We start from the raw sequence: 21795 nt of genomic DNA on the forward strand, positions 1-21795 counted from the left end.
CAGTTTCAGGTGACGTATTGTGAAGAAGTATTGCCGACGACATCGGAAGGGATGAAACGGTATCTGGTGAGCAGCGGGATTGCCGAAATAGGAAGTGCAACGGCAGACCGCATCGTGGATACGTTTGGAGCAGAAACATTTCAAGCCATGCGTGATCCCGTCCGGTTAGTTACAGTACAGGGAATCTCGGAGACAAAAGCGGAAAAGATCGTTGCGTCATTTAAAAAATGCCAGGAGTTACAGGAATATGTACAGTTTTTGGCAGACTACCGGATTCCAAGCGGAAAAACAAAAGAAGTTTATCAGAAATTTTCCGGGATACCAGATGCACTTTCGGTGTTACAAAGCCGTCCATATCTGCTCTGCATGTGTGAAGGGATCACCTTTGCCATGATTGATGCAGTGCAAAAACAAAGAGAAGGATTTGATCCGATCCATGGTGACCGGATCTGTTTTGCTCTGTCCGCTGTCATGCAACAGAATGAACAAAACGGACATGTATTTATGCAGAAGGAAGACTTGTTTGAAAAGGCAGTGAATATCCTGCGGACACCGGGGTGTGACCGGTCAGTGTTTTTCCCATACATGCAAGCAGGACTTGTGTACCTGGTGAAAAACCAGACGTTGATCTATGACTGCGGTGTGCTTTACCGGAAACCGATGTACCTTGCAGAAAGTGAGTCAGCAGAAAAACTGCTGAGACTTTTATGGGACGGACAAAAGCAGAAATTAACGAAAGATAAGATCGATGCAGCATTAGTGGAAGCAGAAAAACGGCAAAAATTGGCACTCTCAAAGGAGCAGAGAAACGCCGTTTCATATGCGCTGACAGAAACAGTGAGCATCATTACTGGTGGACCGGGAACTGGAAAGACATGTCTCTTACAAGTACTGATCTGTGCAGAAGAAATGCTGCATCCGGAAGGAAAACTCACCTTGTGTGCCCCTACCGGGCGTGCTGCCCGAAAAATGGCGGAGAGTACCGGAAAAGTTGCAGTCACGATGCACCACTTGCTTGAGATCCGTTAGGAGGAGCAGGAACGTGAGGAAGAAGAGGAATTAAAACTAAGTACAGACCTAGTGATCGTTGATGAGTGTTCCATGGTGAGCATGCAGTTACTGTATGCATTGCTGAAAGCATTGGATAAGGGGACGCGGCTGGTGTTGATCGGAGATTGTGACCAGCTTCCCAGTGTACAGGCAGGAAATGTGTTTGCTGACCTGATCGGAAGCCAGGTGTTTCCGGTTACTTATCTAACAAAAACCTTCCGGCAGAAACAGGGGAGTGCGATTCTTACCAATGCAAGCTGTGTCAACCGCGGACGGGGCAGGTTTTTATGGAACACAGACTGTATGCTCTGCCAGACCTGGCAGGAAGAGGATACACTGGACGGTCTGCTCCAGGTGATCCGCGCTCTGCAAAAACAGGGGATTTCCTCAAAAGCCATGCAGGTGCTCACACCGTTTCGAAGTAAAACAAAGCTTGGGTGTATCCAGCTAAACCGGGTGCTGCAGGAACTTATGAACCCGAAAACGGCAGGAACGGTTGAACTGCTGGTTGGAAGCCGGTGTTTCCGCAAGGGGGATAAAGTGATGCATCTGGAAAATGAAGAGGATGTAAGCAACGGAGATGTTGGTTACATTACAGAGATCAACCAGACGGAACGGAAACTGACGATCTTGTATGAGACGGGCGTGGAACGTACTTACACGTCAGAAGAATTTTCCATGCTGGAGTTAGCGTATGCATTGACAGTGCATAAAGCTCAGGGCAGCGAATACGATTGCGTGATCCTGCCATTCACCAAGATCTTTGGTCGCATGCGGCAGAAGAACCTTCTGTATACTGCTATGACGCGCGCCAGGAAAAAGCTGGTGATCGTTGGAAACGAAGAAACGCTATGGTATGCATCTGGCAACCGTATGGAGCGTAGAAACTCCTATCTAGGATTCCGGCTTATGGATGGGAACCGGATGCGGAAAGTAGCGCATAATGAAAGAAAACTAAAAACTGTCATATAGGGAAAAATGAAGCTGCCGCTCCATGAATGTTTGTTCGTGGAAGCGGCAGTTTCCCTATGATGATGTGCGAATAATTTGAAAAAAGGGATGGCATATGGTAGTATTAAATGATAAAGATGTCAGGCAGAAAACAGGGGTTATCCTAGAGCAAAAAAGCAACCTGATGGGAGAGGAGACGGGAATGGATAAAAAATGGACACTCCACGTTGAAAATTTTGCAAAAATAAAAAGTGCAGATGTTACGATCGCACCGTTAATGTGTTTTGTGGGTGATAACAATAGCGGAAAAAGTTATTTGATGAGTATTTTATGGGGAATATTGACTTTAGGTAAAGATATTTTCCCAAAGAAGCCCTCTGAAGCAAAGGCATACAAGCAGTGCGAAAGCTGGTTAAAAGAACATCTTAACACAGAAACTGCACTGACGGATGATGCGATAGACCTGTATATAACCTGGTTTAATGAATTACTGAGTACACAGAAAAAAGCTCTGGTAAAAAAAATTTTTAACTATGAGGTTGAGATTGAAAAACTAAAGATCAGACATTATGAGAGGAATCATCCGATCAAGATGGTTTGGGATGCGTCTGCATCCAGATATTCTGTCACAGGCGGATATATTAAATTCCCAGAAGTGGAAGCGGCAAACCGGGAAGAATTACTCCGTATGAATGCTTATATCTGCTGGAATTTATTAATGGAAGGAATTGCAGCACCATGGTATACGCCGGTCGTAAAGGGCAGACGGAATGGGGAACCAATTTACTTACCGGCATCAAGAACCGGATTTATGCTCACGTATGCCCAGTTGATTGAAAATTCACTGCAGATTAGTTTTTCACCGGAATTGCAGGATAACACAAGTACCCTGACACTTCCGTATGTAGATTTTTTGCAGTTGATAACAAAGTTTGAAATCAATAAAAAAGACAGCAAAAAGTATGCAAAGATCATCGAATATATTGAAAAGCAGATGACAAAGGGAAATCTGTCCGTAAAGAAAGATATGATGCCAGTGATCAAATATCAACCGGAGGGAAGTGAGAAAGAGCTTCCACTGTATGTGGCATCTTCCATTGTTTCGGAGATTTCTCCGCTGCTGTTGGTGCTGAAATCCGGGATCAATTTTAATGCGATGATCATTGAAGAACCGGAAGCACATCTGCATCCAGAATTGCAGCAGAAAATGGCACGATTGCTTATTAATATGATGAATCTTGGGATTCCGGTATGGATCACTACGCACAGTGATACGATTTTACAGCATATCAATAACATGATGAAATTGAAAAACCATGTGCGGAGTAGTGAACTGCAGAAAGAATATGGATACCGGAAAGAAGATCTGCTTTCCAGAGAAGATGTTCAGATGTATCAGTTTGTTCCAGACAATAATGGAAAAACACACTTAGAAGCGCTGGAAGCAACAAAGTACGGATTCGTTGTGCCTACATTCAATAATGCCCTCGAAAAGATTGTAGAGGAAGTGTATGCATTTCAGGAGGACTGATAAATGGTAGAAGAACGGATTGCATATGGAATTGAGAAGTTTTTGGAAGAAGATTTTTTCCTTCCGGAAAATGATTCTTACTGCTTGGAGGAAAAGAGCGAATCTGGCAGAAGCGAGCTGCAGGTGACCATTCAGGGAGATAACTTATGCTGTGAAGATTATGATCACAAAGGGAAGTGTAATTTCCTTAAACGTGAAAGTCCCCTGAAATTACAAAGAAGTGTAGATCATGTGTTGCTCCAGAAAAAAGATGGAAAATGGATCTTGCATCTGATCGAAATGAAAAGTAAAGTTGATGATAAAAAGTGGCATGAGATAAAGCAAAAAACGCGTGCCAGCTATTTTAACGTCTGCGCATTGGAACGGGTGCTTGGGATACATATTGATGAGGTTGAGGTATATACAACCTATGAAACTACGGGATTTTGGCATTCGGAGCAAAGCGAAGATCCGAAAATCATTGTACCACTTCTTGGAAAACCGTTGCCACCAAAGCCGGAGAGCGAATGGGAGAATCATAGAATCAGTGTGGATGTTGGAGAAATCGTGCAGTTTCATCATCATGCCGTAAAAATGCAGCGGACAGAAGATGGGAGAAAACTGATCGGTGAACTAAACATTCAGTGATCAAAACACAAAGTAAATAAGCAGAAGCTATATTGAGAGTGTACTCACAAAGATGTGGGTACTCTTTTTTGTTTCTAAAAACACATAATTATATCAACTTATGTCAAAAGCCAGGAATATTTATCAGAGTAATCAATGCACCATATTTGCCAAAAATATAGATGGAAAAAGGCAGGCAGTATGGTAAAATGAAAGTAACAAGCAGCGGCAGGTAAAGAGTTTTTGGAGCTTAAAAAAACCGAAGCGTTTATGTGATCTATGCAAAAACCAGATTAGAAGGCCAGAACAGAAAAAGGGGGACAAGGCAGGTATGGTTATGAACAAAACAATTAAAAATGCAATGGAAGAATTGGAAGATTGGTTATCTGATCCAAGTGAATTGGGAAAGAAACCGACGAAGATAGAATATACAAATGCATTTGCAGATGAGGACGGTATAAATTGTTTGGTTTTCAAGTATAAAAAGAATCTATTGGGGAAATGGTTATTGGGGATTGTAAGTGAATCCGGAATTTTCAGTGAAATGGGAGAATATAATCAGAAAACGGAAATTGATGATGCCAAAAGAATACTGGAAATGTTGAAGAACTATTGGAAAGAGATGGCGAAAAATTAGTAAAACAGAGCGAGGGAACATGATGAACAGGATTCCAGTATTTTATATATTTTTTTGTATATTGGCAGTCTGTTCCGTACTGATTATTGTCATGCGTTGGAAAAGATATGTGAAATATTCTAATGGAACATATAAAAATGTGGGACAGGATTTGATATTTCGGACGGAACTGTCGCGAGATGAAATAGTTCGAAAATTGAAAGTACATGATGTAAATGATACGTTGGATTATGATTTTTATGAAAAAAGTGGTGAATATTTTATTAAAGTAAAAGGTGTAAAACGCCTTGCGTTTAATGGAATATTGACTGCAGATTTCAAGGTTGACTTTTTCGAAAACACACAAAAGTATATTATTATCCATCAGTGCAATAATTTTCAAATGCTATATTCGTCAGGATATGAGGCTGAAATATTTGAGTTCATGGTGAAAAAATTAAATTGTATTCCGCAGAAATCGGTAAATAAAAATGTAGAATTGTAAAGGAGCTGGCATTATATGTTGCCACATAATAAAATAATCAAAACAACTGTTAAGGAATTTTTAGAGCCAGAAAATTTGTTTCAAATAGGAAGTTCAAGAAGTTGGGTAGATGATAATGGGTACTATTTCATTATCGTTGAATTTGCAACAAATGGTTATTCTAAAGGGGCAAGTTTGAATGCCGGAGTCTCATTTTTATGGGAATCTACAGAAAGCCTAAACAAAATGCTATCATATAACTATGGATGTGATGTTAGTACCGGTGTTGGTTATGTGGAATATAAAAACGATGATGAGGCGTTTCAGATTGTCATAGAAAAACTGGCAAAAAGTGCTTTGAAGGAAATAGACGAATATCGAAAATTTTCAGATATGGAATATGCAAAATCCTGTTTGCAGGAGCAAGTTGAGAAACTGCCAGAACATAGACGATTCTGGGAGTTATATCATCTGGCAATGCTCTGTTTCATGAAAGGGGATTTTGAAGAAGGAAAGGAAGTATTTGAACATTATCTGCAAAGATTAAAGGACAGTTTTTATTCTGGGGATTATTATATTGAATGGCATGAACAATTTTATAATTACTGTATTGAAAACATTCAATGTCAGTTATCTTCAAAGGAATCTGCTCAACAAATGGTTATTGATATGATTAACCGAAGACGAAAATCTTTCTGTGAGAAAGCATCGTATAAAAAGATGAGTAAAGAACTGTATACATTATAAAGCGTTTGTGGTTTTTAGACAAATTACAAAAGAAAATCAAAGATTAAGCATGGGGTATTTTTATGAATCTAAAGAATTTGGAATATATAGAAAAAAATAATCCTGTAACCAAAGAAGAAATCGATTTTGCGGAGAAGCGTATCAATGGGGAACTGCCAAAAGTCTACAAAGAATTTTTACGTTATGCAAATGGGATGGTTATGAATTTGTGTGTATTATACGATACACAAAGGATTGTTGAAAGTTGTGAATGTAATGAATTTGCAGAATATGCTCCCGGATACATAAGCATAGGAAATGATAATGGCGATCGGGAACTCATTATAAAAGCAGAAAAGGGAGCTGTACTGTGTGGATTTTTAGATGCTGCAGAAATAGGAAGCTCTGAACCAGAAGAATGGTTTAACTTTAAGTCCTGGGTAGAAAATGGATGTGAAATGGATGAGGAGGACGATACTGAGTATGGAAATGTTTATATCACAAAACTGCCAGACGAAAAATTGAAATTTTTAGCAGAGACGAAAAAGATATTTGCGCTTTCAATATCAACGGGTGTTCTTTACCAACAGGTAAATACCCTGCCATGTGTTATAGTGCAGCAGATTACAGAATCAAAAGCAGATATTTTGATACAGAAGACATCGTATCCTGAATGCTATAAATTTGGAAAATAAAAATGATGATTTTGCTGCTATAGAAATTAAAAACGTTAGAGGGAGATAATGTAGGTATGGGATTGTTTGAAAAATTTAAAAAGAAGAACGAAACACACAAAGAAAGTTATTCAAAAGAGCAAAAGGAATTAAAATTTATAATCCAACAAAATCAGGCTATATTTGGAAATGCTTTTTTAGGAAAAAGAGCAACAGATGCCGAAATAACACAGGCAGAACAGAAGTTAGCTTTAAAAATTCCAGATCCTTTTATATGGTTTTTAAAAGAATATGGCTGTGGTGGATATTGGTTCGACATAATGGGGTATTGTAAGAACGGGAAACCAGAATTTGTAGAAATAACATTGGAACAAAGAAAAAATGGTTTGCCAGAGAAGTATATCATTATAGAAGATTGTGATGAATTTTACTATTGTATTGATAGTGTGAGTGGAAAAATTTCATCATGGAGTCAATATGATAAAGATGGTATACGGGAGCGTTTTGATAATTTCTATAAGTTTTTTAAAGATAATTTGCAAAATGCAATGGATAATTTTTAGAAGACTGGAAGAAGCAATAGCGCATAGGGAAGCCGGAAAATATCCAATATCATCGGATATTTTGGATAAAACGATTGATGAGTTAAAAGAAATATTATCTGCTGAGAAATAAAGAGGATTGGATCGTAAGATATGGAATAAGAGAGGAATGGACCGGTGGCAACAAAAAAGAAGATAACAGATGACTGGCAGCAACTTTTCCCAGAATTAAAAAAGACAAAATTACTTGAAATGGATAACAGATTAGGACCATTGATAACAGGAATTTATTTAAAAGTAGTCAGAAATACATACTATACACCAGTTGCTTATGTACATAATTTATGCGGAGAATATTCTAGCATTACAACATCATTAGAGTGTACCAGTGAAACAATAGCGTTAGAAAAACATGAAGAAAGATATATGTTTTCGGCAGAAAGGTTAAAAAATAAATTGTTGATCCCGCTTAAAGGTGATGTCCCACTAGATAAAATTGTAGACGGATATAAACTTTTTTTGAGTAATCCAAAGAGAAAATCGTTTGAAGAATATAAAGATATTGCACTGGTGTGTGGCTGGTATGGAGAAAAGAAAATACTTGACGATATCCTTGAATATATTTGGAATAATGTGCAAAAGGATAAAAATCATCCTTTTTTTAGAAATAAAGATAGAGGAGTAGAAGGATGGTTTGAAAAAATTCGCGAGGAGTCAAGTGATTGTGAAAGGCTTCATGAAATATGTGAGAAAGAGATACAAAAGCATAAAGTAGGAAAACTGCCATATAGAAATATCATTTGAAAGAGGGGATGTTGTATTTATGATAGCACTTGAGGTATTCAAAAAAATATTAGAAGAAAATGGGGATAAGTTTCCATTATTAACGCTGGATGAATTTTTTGATGGAAATTCAGAAGAAGATTCGATTGCTCCAAACCAGTGGGAAAATGGCCGCCCAACACTGGATGAAATGTGGAAAAAGTTTCGAGAGATTGAGAAACTGCCAAATGTAGCATGGGTGCGTGTTGCGTTACATGATGATACAGAAATTGTGGAAGAGGACGGAATGGAACGTTTAAACCTTGTCGGGGATTCCGTCATAGTGTGTACAGACATGGAAGCTGATGAATTAGAAAATATTGTGGATTGCGACTGGCTGTGTTCGGATGGAGTAACAGAATCAGAACCTGCTTTGTATTATTCCTGTATACCGGAAATTCCAGAGAATTATCAATGTCTGGAAATTGTGTGGGATTAGGTTTGGATTGTGATTTATGGAAGAAGGCAAGCATAGATGAATTTTATAGATAAGGCATTGGCAGAATTTACAAATGGTGAAGATTTTGTACAGAAAATGGCGGACATTTATGAGTATCCAGAAGTAAGAGAAGAATTAGCAAATTATCCAACATGGATCAGGAATATCATAACCGTTATTGATTATGACACAGAGCTGGCTATGGATGGTTTAGAGTTTAAAAGTTATAGAAATGTTATCGATGCTCTGACTGATATAGGGGTGACTACGGAAGCACAGGTTTTGATTGAATTGGAAAGTGACATGTCGCAAGATGGGATAGATAGCTGTTATTCAAAACTAGCACTGAACAATGATTATGAGGCTTTCTGGGATAAAATATATTTGTATGCTGACAAGAATATGAAACAATAAGTAAGATTTTGGCAAAAAGCTTATTAGTGGAATAGTCCTTGTTGCTATGACGCCAGAGAGAAAAGCAGATTTTTAGAGAAGGTTGGATTTATGACGAAAGAGCAGATAATTGCTGGATTGCAAAATGCAGCAAAACCATATGAAGAATATTATATAGAAGATGATCTGATAGATGCTATCAACCAATATCCAGAACCTTTTGAATTAGTGGAGCCGATTTTAGAAATCATAGGTACAAATCCACTGGTCGATTTTGGAATGCCGGGGGATCTGGTTCATTTTGTAGAGCAATTTTATAAACATGGATATGAAGAATTACTGATTTCGTCGGTAAGAAAAAATCCAACTCCACATAATATCTGGATGGTGCACCGTTGCTATAATGATACGGAAAATCCAAAGCGTGAAATGTTTGCTGAACTTATGCGCGATTTGAAAAATGATAGTTCTGTTTCTGCGGAGATCAAAAACAGTATTGATGAATTTGATTGGGAATAAAGTAAATTACTTAAAGTCATAACATATGGAAAAATCCATACCGAAAGGGTACTCACAAAGCTGTGGGTACTTTTTTTAGTTTCCGAAAAAATGGAATCGGCGTATATAAGAAGCATAAGTTATCACATTCTTTTTACAAGAATCTTCACAGATAGGCAGCAGCCTATGTCACAAGAGCAGGGATTTCTACCTGCAGTAATCAAAGGCAAAATAAAAGAGAAAGGAGAGCATGACATGTTATTTATTTCTGCGCTGGAACTGGTGCAGATGTGTCAGAAACATGGCATTTTAATTGGAACAGATTGCGTCATACATTTCTGCGATGAGCAGGGAACCTGGCATGAGATGACACATGCCGGGATGGCTATGGAACTGATGCAGAATGCAGAAGAGACCCGAAAATTATTACGGGAGTTATCAAAGGCAGGAATTACATTTTATTTAAAGGGATAAATTGCCTATAGCAAAGCAAAGGCGCTGCCATGTGATAACGAAAAATGGAAAGGACAAAAGAAAAATGAAAGAAATGACACTTGAAGAAGTAAAAATCTATGTATTGGAGCATTTTTGTGAATACCTTCCAGAATGCTATCAAAAGAGTACGCTTAGAGTGGAATCGGTGGTAAAGAACAATCAGAGATTAACCGGGATCAGTTTAGCAGGGGTAAAAATTTCTCCGACTATTTATTTGGAAAATATTTATGAAGAATATCTGGAGCATAAATCTTCTTTATGCCAGATTTTAAGAAAAAAAGCGAACCTGTTTTATGAGCGCATGAAAAATGGTGAGGAGATCATGACATTGTTAAAAAAGGTAAAAACAATGTCGAAAGAGGAAATCGGGAAACATCTGTTTCTTGCCCTCGTACAGACCAAAAATAACCATGCGCTTTTGGAACATCGCATCCATCGAAAATTCCTGGATTTATCTGTATTATGTAATTACGAATTTTCGGTTGGAAAAGAGCTGTTAAGTATCGGATTAAGTAAAATGCTGTTGGATCAGATTCAGTTATCGGAAGAGGAAGCGTTCAATCTGGCATATAAAAATTCCTGTGCAAGAGGAATACTTCGACAGGATGCAACATTCTACTCACTGGTAAAACTGGAAATGCGGTTGAATCCTGAACTGGAAATGCCTGATGTACATCTGGCATATTCACTCGATGGGGAGTATGGTGCAAATATCATGCTGAATAAGCAGTTTTTAAAAATGGCATCTGATCGTTTTGGTGGAGATTATTATGTAATACCAGCAAGTATTTATGAGCTTATCTTAATATCCGGAAAGATTGATTGTAGTGAGGAAGAAAGAACAGCTTTAAATAAAATGATAGGAGAGGCAAATAAAGTGGCAAAGATGGAGAAATTCATACTGTCAGACCATGCATACTTTTATAATTCCAAAACACACAAGTTGGAATGTGTCTACGAAGAGGAGTAATACCATATGATGAAAACAGTGATTTTATATCTGGCAAGTGCCATTGGTCTTATGCGGATGTTCCAGAAAGCAGGATATTTTGACAAAAAACTGGCATTTGTGCCGATTTTGAATGAATATCTTGCGTTCCGGCTGGCAGGTGTACAAAAAGAATTTCTTTTATACCTGGTCAGCAGTCTGGTATCCTGGCTGTTGCATTTTAACCGGTCACTGATTCTGGCTGTAGCAGGAGCCGGCATCTTTGCGTTAATCCTTCGAATTTATATGGCTTATGAGCTGGCAAAACATTATGGAACAGGAAAACTGATGGCGGCAGGCATTGTATGCTTTCCCGCATTATCATATCTGCTTCTTGGATATGGAAAACATATTTATAAAAAATAGCAGAATGGAGAACAGGAAAAATGAAAAATGAAGCAAAAGAAAGCGGAGTAGTTAAATAAGCAAAAGACGTGGAAAGAACAGGTAGCAATATCTGTTCTTTCTTTTATTAATGGGAGAACAAGATGAAAGCTGAGAAAACAGACAGAAAAGAGCAGGTGCAGGAACTGACGAAAAAGCTGGAGGATGGGATCACTGCATTGTTTGAGAGTGACCGTTATCTGGAGTATTTGACCATTATGGCAAGGTTCCACCATTACAGTTACCGGAATACACTACTGATCTTATTGCAATGTCCGGATGCAACACTGGTTGCCGGATTTCATGCATGGAAGCAGAAGTTTGGGCGTCATGTGAAAAAAGGTGAGACCGGGATCTGTATCCTGGCACCAATGGCGTACAAATACAAGAAGGAAAGTAAGAAACAGGATCAGGAAGTAGTGATTCTGGAACCGGAATCAGAAGATACGAAGCATACAAAAAAAGCGGAGCAGTCAGAGGAACTGGAAGAAAAATCAGAACAGAGGATCGTAGGCTTTCGTGTTGTCCGGGTATTTGATGTTACTCAGACGGAAGGAAAGGAGTTGCCACAGTTAGGGGTAGACGAACTGACGGGAGCGGTAACCGATTATGAAGTTCTCATACAGGCACTGCTTATGGTATCCCCAATGCCGGTCTCTTTTATCGAGATTGAGAGCGGAGCGAAAGGATACTGCAATGTGACCAAACGTGTTATCGCGATCCAGAAGGATATGAGCCAGTTGCAGACGGTCAAAACAATGATCCATGAGATCGCACATGCCATGCTGCATGCTGATAACGATAAGGTTGAAAGAAAAGATGCAGGTACCAGAGAAGTAGAGGCAGAAAGTATTGCTTATGTGGTATGTCAGTATCTGGGACTGGATACTTCCGATTATTCCTTTGCATATCTGATAGGCTGGAGCAGTGGTCGGCAGATGCCGGAACTGCGGGCATCCCTGCATACGATCCAGACAACAGCGGCAGATCTGATCGATCGGATAGAGGAGCAGATCAGTCAGACGAATGCCCGCAAAAGAAAGGCGGAATCGGAAGACTCCGGTCAGGAGATATCCGGTGTTGCGGGTGACTATTTTGAAATCTATCAGTTGAAAGAAAATATGGAAAATCGGCAGTTTTATTTTATGGATCTGTCATTCTGGCAGAGCAGAGGTGTGTCTGTGGAGCATACGAGGTATGACGTAACCTATACGGCACCATTGGATGAAAAAACTACACTGGATGATATTTACTGCCGGTTCAACATAGACCGACCTTCTGATTTCTTCGGGCATTCCTTATCCATCAGTGATGTTGTTGTACTGCACCGGAAGGGGAAAACGGATAGTTATTTTGTAGATAACATAGGATTTCAACCAGTAACAGATTTTTTCAAGAAAGAGCCAAAGGATGTAGCAGTGTAATAGAAAGAGAAGGAGAAAAAGTAAATGGAACAAAACAAAATTGTTACTTATTATGTGATCAAGGATCTTGCAACATGGACAACACGCGGTTGTAAGCAGAGTGTATGCGAACGTTATGAACATGCGGAAGAAGCAATGCAGCAGTTTCGGGATTATGCACAGTGGCAGACCGTCATAGAGGATAAGCGCATTCGTGCAACGCTTGGAATCCGCATCAAGGGACTGGATTTTGACGTAGTTTACCGCATTGGTGGAAAAAATGCCTTGTCCTTAGAATTTCATCTTTCCTCATCTGTAAATGAGAATCAAAATTTTCTGGTAGCATTGCAGAATATCTGCCAGCAGCTTCCGGTAAGTCATGTCCGGATACATCGTCAGATGACGGAGGAGGAGAAAAAAGAGTGGACAAGAGAGCGGTTTACAAAATGGGTATTGCTTAATAATGTGCATGGGATTATCCAAGACTTGGAGAAAAAGTTTGAACCTCTTTATGAGCAACAGAAGCTGGAGCGCTTTTTGCCAACGAGACAGCAGCAGGATGTTGTGGAGCATATGCCACTTGGTGCATGGGACAATCCGTATTTTGAAGCATTGCCACCGGAGCATTTCGCATTATTTGTTCCGTCCCAATCCCTGTATGTCTGCATGCAGACAAGTGAAATGGAATTTGATTATACCCTGTATGACTCACAGGAGCATATACTGGATGGCGGCAGGCTGACCGGAAATGGAGCATGGACTATCTGGGACGCAATGAATGATCTTTTTGAAGAACTGGAAGTGGACTGGAAAGATATCATTGTCTTGGATCATGACAAAGTTAAAGACTGGATCGAAAGCGGAGGAGAAAAGTAAGATGAGATAAGGGAAGGAACCGATACCTGACAGGGCATAGCAAGCACTGGCAGGGTCAGTTTTTTCTTTTCCCTAAAATGCAAAATCACTGCAAAAATGTAGCAATATGTGTGACAGTGGCTTATACACTTGTGAAGCAGTCAAAGCAAATACTTCCATAAAACACAGAAGTTCGTCCTAATCGACGAGCTTTCTTTTTTTTTTGAAAAAACAGGCGTTTTCAGCTATACTAGATAATGATATAGTGACTATTAACAGGTGTACCTTTTGAGAAAAGTCAAGGAAAGGAGCAGAAAGTAAATATGAAACAAAGATATTTGAAAAAGCCTTGTTCATTTTTGCTGGTAAGTGCAATGGTATTGACTATGTTTCCGACGTTTAGTACCAGCGTTCATGCAGAGGAAAATCAATCGCCAACGAAAGAGCAGTTTTCAACTGTTGAAGAATTAAAAAACTATGATACAAATGATAATGACGGAGTGAAAAATCCTGCAAAAGTCTATTTCGGAAACAACAATCAACAGTGGTGGATTGCAGGAAGTCAAAGTAATGATAGCATAACGTTATTTTCGGCAAGTTCTATGAGAGATGATGTACAATTTGAATCAAATTATATGGACAATAAAACATATGATGATAAGTGGAACTGTACCTATCCTGATAGAGAACCGGCAGAAGTTTTCCCGAATCACTACGGTGCGAGCTATATAAGGAATGTTACCTTAAAAGAGATGGAAGCTTCTTTTTTTACAAGTTCAGAACAGGCACTGATAAATGAAACAACGATTTATACGGATGATACGAAAAACAACAGCGTCTATTCCACGACGGACAAGCTATATTTGGCTTATGGAGACCAAGAAGATTATAATCACATTACTGTGGGAAAGAACAGCGCAAATGATTTGAATGACGGTCTTCGTATTGATCCAAGTTATTGGGGAAAATCTGTTCTTGAATTATTTTGGATTCGTTCACCATTTGTTAGTAATGATGATCCGAATGATGGAAGTAGTGTTTTGACTGCGTGGCCTTCTAAGAATTATCCTGCTTTTAATGGAGCTCAAACAAGCAATGTAGAAAAAATAAGACCTGCTTTTGAACTGAATTCATCAACGATTCTTTTTGCATCGGCTGTTCCGTCAGCAACATCTACAGGTAATTTAACATTGCAGGATACGGATGGAGATGGAGCGTTTACATTACGCTATGACGCCGGTAAGTATAGTAAGAACCTAGGTTCAGCCGTAATTTCTTATGATGAAAGCAAGGTTATCTTAACAGATGTTCCAAATGGTACATATCTGGTTGCACAAAACAGCAATGGTACGTATGCGAAACAAATTACGAATGAAACAGAAGTTTCTGCAAGTGGTATGAATTTAGATAATTTTGCGAATTGCAAGATATGGCTGGAAACAACAGATACAGCAAATAGAATCACATATGCGGCTTTGGCAGAGAAAGAACAAGAAACTGCTGTGAATATTGTTGCGGGTGCGGGATTGAATATCACATCGGAAAATGGTGTGCAGAAAGTTGTTCCAAACACGGCAATTACGAATATTATAGTAGAAGCTGTTGACGGATATTTTCTTCCGGATGGTTATGAGGATGGTATCCAGGGCTTGAACGGATTGACAGTAACAAATATCACTAAAAACGGTTTTACCATTATAGGTACGCCAGCAAGTGATGTGAATATCACACTGCCACCTGCAACAAAGGCAGTTTACAGCATGCTTTTAAGTGGTGACGGAACATTTACAGGAACTTGCGTAGGATATCAACCAATTAACGCAAAGGAATTTACGATTACAAATAGCGGAAATGTTGATTTAGAGAATGTAGATATATCTATCACGGGTACAGATAAGGATAAGTTCGAGTTGAGTGGTGATGGTACTACAACCATCCAGCCAAACGACACTCTAAAAGTAGCAGTAGCACCAAAAGACAGTTTAGCAACAGGTATATATCGGGCAACGCTTACTGTAACAGCAGCTAATGCTCAAATAGCAACAACGGAGCTACAGTTTACTGTAAACGAACATGATTATGTTGCAGTCGTTACACCACCAAATTGCACAGAGAAAGGATATACGACATATACTTGCAGGAATTGTAGTCATAGCTACAAAGGAAACGAGGTAGATGCGACAGGTCATACGTGGGGAGAATGGAAAGTCATCAAGGAAGCAACAACCACAGAAACAGGCAAAAAAGAACGTGTTTGTGAACGTTGTGATTATAAAGAAATAGCAGTCATTTCTATGATTTCCAACAAAGAACAGCCTACTACTTCTACAAAGCCAGATACAGCAGTTAAGACAGGCGATAGTACAAATATTTTGCTGTGGAGTATGGTAATGGTCATTTCCCTTGCAGGAATGCTGACAGCATTGTTCTTCAAACGCAGAAGAAACAGATAAGCAAGGATAAGGACAGGGACAAAGGTTTCTGTCCTTTTCTTATCCCCTGCTTTAGAAACGTATTTTTAAGGACGCAAACAGCAACCGACGGAGTGATCCAGACACGGTGGCGGTCGTAAGACAAATCGCCACGCCAGCCTGCTGGCGAGTGTCTGGTTCACTTTGGCGGTTATGCGAGCGAAGCGAGCTTTCTAAACCCCCGTTATCTAACAGGGGGGTACTATTACAAAAAGCAAAAGGCAAAGGAATTTTAAAAGGGGGGCATAGAATGATGGCAAAGCAAAAGACCTATATCGCAATCGACCTCAAATCATTCTATGCTTCTGCAGAAGAAAAATGCAAGGACTTCTGGTGGAATGAGTGTACCTGATAATGACCAGGAAGCCTCTGAGCCTAAAAAAGAGATACTTGGAAAGAAAAAATCCATTGTTGGAAGATTACGTCGGCATCAGGCAGAAATAGCAGCAAAAGAAGGAAAGCCGGTATCAAAATATTTGGAAATGCAGTTAGAGCGAGAGAAAAAGAAGTAAACTGAGTAGTGATGGAGCACTTGGAAGGCATTTTAAAAATGCTTTCTGGGTGCTATTTTTGTTGATTTAGAGTAAGGATAATGGGAGATTGAGTGTGGTAGATGCAGATTTTGCAGTTGTTGCTAAATAAAACCGTAAATAATTACAGGATATGGTGGGGTTTTTATACCCCATGTTTTGATGTAAATTATAATTATCAAAAAGAAAACGATTAATCAGAAGAGATGGAGGATTAAAACTATGATGAATGATTATGGATGTGGAAAAGGCGGACTGGATAATAGTGGATATAAAGAAATTAGACCGATATATGGTAATAAATGATGTTGCATGAGAAAGAACAATGCACTGCTATGTTTTCAGAAATCGTGTAGAATCTACTTGTTGCGTAATAGTTGATGCAGACAAGAATAGATCTGAAAACATAAAATATTAACAATTACTGTTATTGAAAATAGTGAAATTATTATGTATAATGATGTAGAAAACAAAGAGACAAAACACTGAAAAATACGGTGGAAATCTAGTAACAAAAATAAATCAACAGGAAAAGGAGAAAATGACTATGAAAAAATATGAATGTGGACCATGTGGTTATATTTATGATCCGGCAGTAGGAGATCCAGACGGAGGTATTGCTCCAGGAACTGCATTTGAGGATATTCCAGATGACTGGGTATGTCCACTCTGTGGATTGGGAAAAGATGTTTTTGTTCCTGTAGAAGACTAAGCAGATAATGCTAATATGAAACTGATAGACACAAATAATTCCAAGAGAATATATAAAAGAAATGGAGACCAGATTATGACTTACGATTTAAATATTACCTTTGATGATAATTTAATTACAGGAAATAAAACTATCGATACCCAGCATAAAGAATTGATTGACCGTATCCAAAACTTTTTAACTGCCTGTCAAAATGGCGACAGCAAGGTAAAAGCAATCAAAATGCTGGATTATCTGGATGAGTATACTAACTTTCATTTCAAAGAAGAGGAAAAGCTTCAGGAAAACGTTGGTTATCCAGGGCGTGAAACGCATCACGAAAAACATGAAGAGTTTAAAAAGACAATTCAGGTACTGTATGAATACCTTAATGATTATGAAGGACCAACGGATCAGTTCAGTGAACTTGTACAGAAAAATGTGATTGACTGGTTGTTTGGACACATTAAAACAAATGACCGCTCTGTAGCGGAATTTATTTTTATAAGAGAAAATCCTGACCGGTTATAAAATAAATCAGTAAATGCGTTTTATCAGAATTTAGACAAAGTGGTGAATGTTCCTATGATGAATAAACTTTGAGAATACTGTGTCGACACTAAGAAAGTTACAAATGAACAGGAAACCTATTTATTTCACAGTATTACTATGAAATGATAGTTTCCCATTGTTACCCTATGTTGTGGATAACATATACATATATTTCCAAAAGAAATTCAGGTAAAAACTTGCCAATATATGTACAGGTGTATTACTCATTTGTAGATGGAATTCATATTGGTGAGTTTGTGGATTCATTAGAAAAATATTTTGCAAATCTTTAACAACCAAAATCCAGTTTGTAGAACTGACCCAAAAGAGCTCGAAGGAGCTCTTTTTCCTTTTTTATAATAGTATCATTATGGTATAATAGAGACATTAAAATCGGGATTTATTAAGGAGGATATGGATGAAACTGTTTTTATGTTCGCACTTTTCAAGTGTAGGAAGTTTGATAAAAGAAGAAATTGATAACAAGAAAGTCGCATTTATTCCCACAGCTTCGCTGCGTGAAGGCTATACCGGTTATGTCGGCTCGGCTCGAAAGCTATTCAATAAACTGGGAGCAGCCGTAACGGAAATTGATATTTCAACGGAGGCTTATTTAACGATACAGTCCGTTTTTGAAGATGCGGATGTGATATATTTTACTGGTGGAAATTCTTTCTTCCTTATGAACCAGCTCCGTAAAACGGGAACAGATGAGCTATTGAAGAAAGAATTGGCAAAGGGAAAACTGATGATCGGTGAATCGGCGGGTGCGATTATATGCGCTCCAACTATCCAATATATTGAACAAATGGATGAAAAGCCGGAGGACTACTCACAAGAAGATGATGCAGGGCTTGATTTGATTGATTTCTATGTTCTTCCGCATTATCTTACAGCACCATTTAAGAAAGTTACTGAGAAAATAATGACTGAATTTTCGGATTTGAATCTATGCCCAATTAACAACCGTCAGGGAATTGTAATTGATGGTGAAGGTTCAAAGGTTATTTGCAAAGACTAATTTGAAAATTCAAGTTTGGCTGACTCACAACAATTTAATATCAAACTAATACAAGCACTTTAGCCAATAAGGTTAAGGTGCTTTTTTTGCGCCTTGAAAGGAGGTGGTAACAGCTAAACACATCGGGAAAAGCTCGATTTAATCATTACAACAGGCATTGGATTTGGTGAAAGTTTAGTAATGCTGATACTTACAGCTTTGATTGCAATCATCATTATTATCTGTGGATTCTTTATCAGCTACACAGTGTATTTCAGGTTCTTAAAGATTCTGATTATTGTGCCGCTCGGTGCGATTGCCTGTTCCACGATGGCAGGAAACAGAATGGTCAGCCATACAATGGCTACCTACTGCAAATATTTCCTGTCATGTGTGTTTGAGGCAGTAACGATGGCACTTGCGATTGTGGTATGTAATGCATTTATCAATGCAGGACTTCCGGCATTTACAGGAAGTTATGCTGACTGGGCACAGCCACTTATATATCTGTGTGAAATGACATTTACGATAGCAATGACTGTTATATTAAGTGTAGATGGTATGGCAAGAAGTTAATTTAATGTGGTATGGTGATGTAATCACGGAAAACAAATGAAATAAAGACTAAAATAAAGCTACAAAAAGAAAAAGATAAGGAGGACTGTAAAATGTCTGCTATTAATATCAATAAAAATAATTTTCAGAACGAAGTACTGAATTCCGATAAAACCGTTCTTTTAGATTTTTGGGCATCTTGGTGTGCGCCTTGCCGTATGGTAGCACCTATTGTAGAGGAGATTGCAGGTGAGCGTGGGGATATTAAAGTTGGAAAGATTAATGTAGATGAAGAGCCTGAACTGGCAAATAAGTTCAGTATTATGAGCATTCCGACTTTAGTGGTTATGAAGAATGGGAAGATTGTACAGCAGGTTTCAGGGGCGAGACCTAAGAATGCGATTTTAGAAATGCTTTAGGGAGGTGTGCTAATGGGATTTTTTGATTTCTTTAAACAGTCGAATATTAATCAAGGCATAGAAGAATATAAAAGGACTGCTGGTGCAGTTCTTCTGGATGTCCGCACTCCGCAGGAATATCAGGAAGGACATATACCAGAAAGTAAAAATGTGCCGTTGCAGCAACTAGACAATATTGTTTCTGTAGCGAAGAATAAGGATATCCCTCTGTTTGTATACTGTTATTCCGGTTCTCGGAGCCGTCAGGCAACTGGGATGTTGCAACGAATGGGATATTCTAAAGTAAATAATATCGGTGGCATTGCAGCTTACTCAGGAAAGGTGGAAAAATAAGATGAAGGTAATAATCGTAGGAGGTGTGGCAGGAGGAGCTACAGCTGCAGCAAGAATACGCAGACTGGATGAACATGCAGAAATTACTGTGTTTGAAAGATCCGGATACATATCCTATGCGAATTGTGGGCTTCCATATTATATTGGAGACGTAATCACAGACCCGGAAGAACTTACACTACAGACACCAGAGAGTTTTTTTAAACGCTTCCGTATTAACATGAAAATTCATCATGAAGTTATCTCAATACATCCCGAATGTAAAACTGTTTCAGTGAAGAATTTAGAAAACGGTGAAATATTTGAAGAATACTATGATAAGCTAATCCTCTCTCCAGGTGCAAAGCCTACACAGCCGAGACTTCCCGGAGTAGGTATTGATAAACTTTTTACACTTCGTACTGTAGAAGACACTTTTCGGATAAAGGAATATATAAATAAGAATCATCCAAAATCGGCTGTATTGGCAGGTGGCGGTTTTATTGGTCTGGAACTGGCAGAAAATTTGAGGGAGCTTGGCATGGATGTTACGATTGTCCAGCGGTCTAAGCAGCTGATGAACCCTTTTGACCCGGATATGGCATCCATGATTCATAATGAAATGAGAAAGCATGGGATAAAACTGGTACTGGGCTATACAGTAGAAGGATTTAAAGGAAAAGACAACGGAGTAGAGGTTCTGTTGAAAGATAATCCATACCTTCAGGCTGATATGGTAGTTCTGGCAATCGGAGTCACACCAGACACAGTATTAGCAAAAGAAGCCGGTCTTGAACTTGGCATTAAGGAAAGTATTGTAGTGAATGACAGAATGGAAACCTCTGTACCGGATATTTATGCTGCAGGTGATGCAGTTCAGGTAAAACATTATGTTACGGGTAATGATGCGCTGATTTCTTTGGCAGGACCAGCCAATAAACAGGGCAGAATCATCGCTGATAATATTTGTGGCGGTGATAGTCGTTACCTGGGCAGTCAGGGAAGCTCCGTTATAAAAGTGTTTGATATGACAGCAGCCACTACAGGTATCAATGAAACCAATGCCAAAAAGTCAGGATTAGAGGTAGATACAGTAATTCTTTCGCCTATGAGTCATGCCGGTTACTATCCTGGTGGAAAAGTGATGACCATAAAGGTGGTTTTTGAAAAAGAGAGCTATCGTTTGCTTGGCGCTCAGATTATTGGATATGAAGGAGTTGATAAACGTATTGATGTGCTGGCAACAGCAATTCATGCGGGGCTGAATGCAACCCAGTTGAAAGATCTGGATCTGGCATATGCACCACCTTATTCTTCTGCAAAGGATCCGGTAAACATGGCTGGATTTATGATAGACAATATTGCAAAAGGGACATTAAAGCAATGGCATTTGGAAGATATGGACAAGATTTCTAAAGATAAAGATGTGGTGTTGCTAGATGTGAGAACTGTAGGTGAATTCAGCAGGGGGCATATTGATGGATTCAAAAACATACCTGTAGATGAACTGAGAGAACGAATTAGTGAAATTGAGAAAGGAAAGCCTGTGTATCTGATATGCCAGAGTGGTCTGCGCAGTTATATTGCGAGCTGTATTCTGGAAGGAAACGGTTATGAAACGTATAATTTCTCTGGCGGATTTCGCTTCTATGATGCAGTGGTCAATGACCGTGCGCTGATTGAAAGGGCATATGCATGTGGTATGGATTATTAAAAAATAATCACGATATTTTTATAATTTTCTTATAGCATAAAAAAATCCCCCATTTATTAGAATGACTTTCATAATTCTGATAAATGGAGGATTC

General features: G+C 38.8%; 24 protein-coding genes and 2 pseudogenes. All 26 read left to right on the top strand.

Features of this window, described 5'->3' with window-relative positions:
- The first annotated feature begins 147 nt into the window (after nucleotides 1-147).
- The 26 genes and pseudogenes from ACIRUQ_RS04910 to ACIRUQ_RS05035 all read left to right on the top strand — a co-directional run bounded on the left by ACIRUQ_RS04910 (nucleotide 148) and on the right by ACIRUQ_RS05035 (nucleotide 21701).
- Nucleotides 148-2022: pseudogene (locus ACIRUQ_RS04910) on the top strand (AAA family ATPase).
- 94 nt (nucleotides 2023-2116) lie between these two features.
- Entirely contained in the window at nucleotides 2117-3532 is a 1416-nt protein-coding gene (locus ACIRUQ_RS04915; protein ID WP_242853555.1) for an AAA family ATPase, read from the top strand.
- 3 nt (nucleotides 3533-3535) lie between these two features.
- Entirely contained in the window at nucleotides 3536-4159 is a 624-nt protein-coding gene (locus ACIRUQ_RS04920) for a hypothetical protein (RefSeq protein ID WP_021738788.1), read from the top strand.
- Nucleotides 4160-4499: 340 nt separating this feature from the next.
- Nucleotides 4500-4775 carry a hypothetical protein gene (locus ACIRUQ_RS04925; protein ID WP_404856535.1) on the top strand — a complete coding sequence of 92 codons (276 nt, stop codon included), beginning with the start codon at nucleotides 4500-4502 and terminating at the stop codon, nucleotides 4773-4775.
- A gap of 196 nt (nucleotides 4776-4971) precedes the next feature.
- Nucleotides 4972-5259, top strand: coding sequence for a hypothetical protein (locus ACIRUQ_RS04930; protein ID WP_404856536.1), 288 nt, complete (start codon nucleotides 4972-4974; stop codon nucleotides 5257-5259).
- Between the two features lie 15 nt (nucleotides 5260-5274).
- Nucleotides 5275-5985 (top strand): hypothetical protein, encoded by a 711-nt coding sequence (locus tag ACIRUQ_RS04935; RefSeq protein ID WP_021738791.1) that lies wholly within the window; start codon nucleotides 5275-5277, stop codon nucleotides 5983-5985.
- A gap of 62 nt (nucleotides 5986-6047) precedes the next feature.
- On the top strand, nucleotides 6048-6659 hold the full coding sequence (locus ACIRUQ_RS04940) for an SMI1/KNR4 family protein (protein WP_021738792.1): 612 nt from the start codon (nucleotides 6048-6050) through the stop codon (nucleotides 6657-6659).
- A 56-nt stretch (nucleotides 6660-6715) separates the two neighbouring features.
- Nucleotides 6716-7201 (top strand): SMI1/KNR4 family protein, encoded by a 486-nt coding sequence (locus tag ACIRUQ_RS04945; RefSeq protein ID WP_021738793.1) that lies wholly within the window; start codon nucleotides 6716-6718, stop codon nucleotides 7199-7201.
- 156 nt (nucleotides 7202-7357) lie between these two features.
- A complete protein-coding gene (locus ACIRUQ_RS04950; protein WP_055288790.1) occupies nucleotides 7358-7984 on the top strand; it encodes a hypothetical protein in 627 nt (208 codons plus the stop codon).
- A gap of 19 nt (nucleotides 7985-8003) precedes the next feature.
- On the top strand, nucleotides 8004-8441 hold the full coding sequence (locus ACIRUQ_RS04955) for a hypothetical protein (RefSeq protein WP_055288788.1): 438 nt from the start codon (nucleotides 8004-8006) through the stop codon (nucleotides 8439-8441).
- 36 nt (nucleotides 8442-8477) lie between these two features.
- Nucleotides 8478-8855 (top strand): hypothetical protein, encoded by a 378-nt coding sequence (locus tag ACIRUQ_RS04960; RefSeq protein WP_055288786.1) that lies wholly within the window; start codon nucleotides 8478-8480, stop codon nucleotides 8853-8855.
- A 90-nt stretch (nucleotides 8856-8945) separates the two neighbouring features.
- A complete protein-coding gene (locus tag ACIRUQ_RS04965) occupies nucleotides 8946-9353 on the top strand; it encodes a hypothetical protein (RefSeq protein ID WP_055288784.1) in 408 nt (135 codons plus the stop codon).
- Nucleotides 9354-9587: 234 nt separating this feature from the next.
- On the top strand, nucleotides 9588-9806 hold the full coding sequence (locus ACIRUQ_RS04970) for a hypothetical protein (protein WP_044963921.1): 219 nt from the start codon (nucleotides 9588-9590) through the stop codon (nucleotides 9804-9806).
- 64 nt (nucleotides 9807-9870) lie between these two features.
- A complete protein-coding gene (locus ACIRUQ_RS04975; protein WP_044963920.1) occupies nucleotides 9871-10797 on the top strand; it encodes a DUF5688 family protein in 927 nt (308 codons plus the stop codon).
- A gap of 6 nt (nucleotides 10798-10803) precedes the next feature.
- The gene (locus ACIRUQ_RS04980; protein ID WP_021739642.1) at nucleotides 10804-11181 is read left to right on the top strand and encodes a DUF5684 domain-containing protein; all 378 of its coding nucleotides are present in this window, start codon (nucleotides 10804-10806) and stop codon (nucleotides 11179-11181) included.
- A 122-nt stretch (nucleotides 11182-11303) separates the two neighbouring features.
- Nucleotides 11304-12623 carry a YodL domain-containing protein gene (locus ACIRUQ_RS04985; RefSeq protein WP_021739641.1) on the top strand — a complete coding sequence of 440 codons (1320 nt, stop codon included), beginning with the start codon at nucleotides 11304-11306 and terminating at the stop codon, nucleotides 12621-12623.
- Nucleotides 12624-12647: 24 nt separating this feature from the next.
- Nucleotides 12648-13478 carry an LPD16 domain-containing protein gene (locus ACIRUQ_RS04990; RefSeq protein ID WP_055288781.1) on the top strand — a complete coding sequence of 277 codons (831 nt, stop codon included), beginning with the start codon at nucleotides 12648-12650 and terminating at the stop codon, nucleotides 13476-13478.
- A gap of 302 nt (nucleotides 13479-13780) precedes the next feature.
- Nucleotides 13781-15910, top strand: coding sequence for a hypothetical protein (locus ACIRUQ_RS04995; protein WP_021739639.1), 2130 nt, complete (start codon nucleotides 13781-13783; stop codon nucleotides 15908-15910).
- Between the two features lie 356 nt (nucleotides 15911-16266).
- Entirely contained in the window at nucleotides 16267-16440 is a 174-nt protein-coding gene (locus tag ACIRUQ_RS05000) for a hypothetical protein (RefSeq protein ID WP_022035256.1), read from the top strand.
- Nucleotides 16441-17005: 565 nt separating this feature from the next.
- Nucleotides 17006-17170 carry a rubredoxin gene (gene rd, locus ACIRUQ_RS05005; protein WP_022035254.1) on the top strand — a complete coding sequence of 55 codons (165 nt, stop codon included), beginning with the start codon at nucleotides 17006-17008 and terminating at the stop codon, nucleotides 17168-17170.
- 75 nt (nucleotides 17171-17245) lie between these two features.
- Nucleotides 17246-17680: a bacteriohemerythrin gene (locus ACIRUQ_RS05010; protein WP_044963926.1), complete on the top strand. Its 435-nt coding sequence runs from the start codon at nucleotides 17246-17248 to the stop codon at nucleotides 17678-17680.
- Between the two features lie 439 nt (nucleotides 17681-18119).
- Nucleotides 18120-18722 (top strand): Type 1 glutamine amidotransferase-like domain-containing protein, encoded by a 603-nt coding sequence (locus tag ACIRUQ_RS05015; RefSeq protein ID WP_021737564.1) that lies wholly within the window; start codon nucleotides 18120-18122, stop codon nucleotides 18720-18722.
- Between the two features lie 144 nt (nucleotides 18723-18866).
- Nucleotides 18867-19277: pseudogene (locus tag ACIRUQ_RS05020) on the top strand (hypothetical protein); the annotation flags it as partial.
- A 92-nt stretch (nucleotides 19278-19369) separates the two neighbouring features.
- On the top strand, nucleotides 19370-19675 hold the full coding sequence (gene trxA, locus ACIRUQ_RS05025) for a thioredoxin (RefSeq protein WP_021737562.1): 306 nt from the start codon (nucleotides 19370-19372) through the stop codon (nucleotides 19673-19675).
- A 12-nt stretch (nucleotides 19676-19687) separates the two neighbouring features.
- Nucleotides 19688-20008, top strand: coding sequence for a rhodanese-like domain-containing protein (locus ACIRUQ_RS05030; RefSeq protein ID WP_021737561.1), 321 nt, complete (start codon nucleotides 19688-19690; stop codon nucleotides 20006-20008).
- A gap of 1 nt (nucleotide 20009) precedes the next feature.
- A complete protein-coding gene (locus tag ACIRUQ_RS05035; protein WP_021737560.1) occupies nucleotides 20010-21701 on the top strand; it encodes an FAD-dependent oxidoreductase in 1692 nt (563 codons plus the stop codon).
- The last annotated feature ends 94 nt before the right edge of the window (nucleotides 21702-21795 follow it).

Source organism: Eubacterium ramulus (genome assembly GCF_045002895.1).
In the GTDB taxonomy this organism is placed as follows: domain Bacteria; phylum Bacillota; class Clostridia; order Lachnospirales; family Lachnospiraceae; genus Eubacterium_I; species Eubacterium_I ramulus.